Below are 2,864 nucleotides of genomic sequence, written 5' to 3'. Positions count from 1 at the left end.
GCCCGCGAAGAAGACCGCCGAATGCCGCGAGATCTGTCCCATCTCGCTGCGAAACCGCGCTTCATGACTGGTTGCTGGCGACGACTGCGAAGACTCGATGGTTGTATCGGGGATGCTCAAAATATGCCTGTTTGCGCTTGCCGACAAATCGTTGTTAAAGATTATCTCAAACCGCTGGCCCGCGGTTGGCGGAGAACTTCAGCGAAAGTGGCCTCCCACTGAGCCGCTACGTGGTCCCAATCAAATTGTTTGGCATGGCTTGTTGCCGCCGCGCTCATTCTGTGCCTCAAATCCGCATCTTGAATCAGCAACTGCAGACGATCCACCATCTGTTCAAACGTCTCCACTTGGAATCCCGTCACACCGTCGGCGACTGAGGGAGTCTTATAGTCGCTGAAAACCACGCAAGGTAAACCGGTCGCGGCGGCTTCCAGCGTAACTTTTGGCATTCCTTCGATGCGTGACGGCAGAATGAAAATGTCGCTCTCTCGCATGGCATCAGCAAGCTGAGGTTGAGAAACCGGCTTCTCGATGCTGATATTCGATAGCTTTGCCTTCTTATGCTCGTTCAATAACTCCCGTCCGAACCCGTCGCGAGCATTTCCAATCAGACGAAATTGGGCTTGGGGCAACCGCTTCGCTGCGTCGTAAACGAGATGCGCTCCTTTTCGCTCAATCAAATGGCCCACGAACAATACTGTCGCGACCGTATGGTCTCGGACGGCCGGCGGAGAGAAAACTCGCGTATCGACTCCCACAGGCATAACCATGTCGGCCCTTATGCCGAACAAATCGCAGGCATCCTGCGCAACGAATTCGCTGACGGCAGTCCTCAGATCCGCGTGGCGAACCGCATAATCGGCGTACTTGCGCACCGTTGCCGAGACCCCGTCGAGATTCCCCCTGGGTCCTTCCAGGCACAGCACACTCTTCGTGCCCCGGCGCAGGAACCGCGGCAGATGGAGATAAATGTACGAAGCCGGGCTTAAGTCGATGTATACGATGAAATCGTAGCGCCCCATCATTTCTCGAAGGATGCGGATCGTCCTTCGGCGTCTGGGCAATTTCACCGTTCTGATGCCGGCGCGCAAGAGCCGAGTATCCGGGGAACGCTCGAAGAACAGAGTGGACTCAAAACGCGCGGCATCGAGCCGCAGCGCGATCTCCCTCGCGTTCAGGCTCTGCGCATTGTAGTTGTCCGCATCCGCACAGACATTAAAGAGAATTCTGATGACCCTGGTTCGCGGCTGACTGCTCGACTTCTTTTCCAAAGCAGAATTCATCACTAGGCTTCAAACGGCCTTCAGGTAGCGCTTCGCGCTCTTCGGTACCAGGACACGAACTGCTCCAGCCCTTTTTCAATCGGCGTCTGTGGATCATACCCAAGCAGCCGCTTGGCCTTGGAAATATCCGCCCAGGTGATGGGGACGTCGCCCGGCTGTTCAGGAAGTTGCTGGCGGACGGCTCTGCGTCCGGTGGCTTTCTCCAGCAATTCGACCAGTTCTCCCAACCGGACGGGATGCGAATTCCCCAGATTGAATATCTCGAATCGGCTGTTTCCCGGCCCCGAAACGGGCACGTACTCGATCGATGCCAGAACCCCTGCAACGATATCCTCTACGTATGTGTAATCTCTTCCCGACAAGGCATCCCCGAAGATCGGCAACGGGCGCTCGGTTTCAAGCAGTCGGGTAAATTTGTGGATCGCCAGGTCCGGCCGCTGCCGCGGGCCATACACCGTGAAAAAACGCAGGCAAACTGCGGTCAACCCATAAAGGTACGCATAGGTAAAACAGAACATTTCCCCCGAGAGTTTCGTCGCGGCATAAGGCGAAATGGGGCACAATTCAGTGTTGGACTCGGCAAACGGAACGCGCTCGGCAATTCCATAGACCGAACTGGAGGAGCCGAAGATGAACTTGGGCACACGAAACTCCCGACTCAAGTCAAGCAGATTCAAAGTGCCCGCAATATTCACGCGCTCATAAAGCGCCGGATCGTCGAGGGAAGGCCGAACTCCGGCGCGAGCCGCGAGATGAACAATAACGTCTGGCCGGAAACGCTCGAAGATGGCATGTAATCCCGGCTTGTTGCAAATGTCCTGTTGGACAAACTCGAAGGCGCCACAACGCCGCACCTCAGCCAGGTTTTCTTCCTTGCGCTGCGCCGAGTAAAAATCATTGAGCTCGTCAACAATCGCTAGCTGGGAACCTCTACGAAGGAAAGCTTCCGCCAGATGCGAACCGATAAATCCCGCCCCACCGGTCAGAAGAACTCTTTGGGCTGTGCTCGCCACGAATTTCCCGAGTCTAACATGTGTCCAGGAACCCGGTCTAACGTTCCGGCTGCGTATCCTTCGCTTGTGCAAGTCGCGCGGATTGCAAAATTCCGTCAAGCTCCATTTGCGTTATCGGCTGGTAGAAGCGATTCGGAAAATCCGCACCGGGGCCCTGCAAATCCAGCATCTCCGGGATACGCGCTATAGCACTCGGGCTCTTTAAGATTCGCGCGGCGCCAAACTTCTCATACTGCCGCCCGTAGCAGTGCATGCTGAGATCAAACCATCCGCACAGAAAACAAGGTATCCCTGCGAGAGCACACTCCACGGCAACGCTCGATTCCACAGTCAAGGCAAACCAGATGCGACGCAGAAGCTGCTCCGAAATGGCCGCCGTGGAAATTTCCACCAACTGACGGTCATCCCCGGACAGAATCCGGTCGACTAGTCGGGAACGAGCGCTCACACTCTCGAAGGGGTGCAACTTTACGACCACCTTCCGCTGATGCTGGCGCGCAATCGCACAAAGACCCGGAAGCAGTTCCCGATACAGTGTTTCAGTGCGGCCCGAATAGAGTTCATAGGG

The 2,864-nt window shown here is 56.0% G+C and carries 3 protein-coding genes; all 3 read right to left on the bottom strand.

All coding sequences use genetic code 11. The annotated features are described in order from the left end of the window. Positions 1-161 precede the first annotated feature (161 nt). The gene (locus VNX88_07870) at positions 162-1,283 is read right to left on the bottom strand and encodes a glycosyltransferase family 4 protein (GenBank protein HWY68568.1); all 1,122 of its coding nucleotides are present in this window, start codon (positions 1,281-1,283) and stop codon (positions 162-164) included. A gap of 20 nt (positions 1,284-1,303) precedes the next feature. Beyond that, positions 1,304-2,296, bottom strand: a complete 993-nt coding sequence (locus tag VNX88_07865; GenBank protein ID HWY68567.1) for a GDP-mannose 4,6-dehydratase — start codon at positions 2,294-2,296, stop codon at positions 1,304-1,306. A gap of 37 nt (positions 2,297-2,333) precedes the next feature. Next, positions 2,334-2,864: hypothetical protein (locus tag VNX88_07860; protein ID HWY68566.1), on the bottom strand; the 531-nt coding region annotated here is incomplete at its 5' end.

The sequence above is a fragment of the Terriglobales bacterium genome, assembly GCA_035567895.1.
GTDB lineage: Bacteria > Acidobacteriota > Terriglobia > Terriglobales > Acidobacteriaceae > Gp1-AA112.
This window is presented reverse-complemented; position numbering and strand designations above follow the sequence as displayed.

Coding starts and splice junctions, on each gene's coding strand:
- VNX88_07870 (HWY68568.1), bottom strand. CDS start 1,283: ATGAATTCTGCTTTGGAAAAGAAGTCGAGCAGTCAGCCGCGAACCAGG.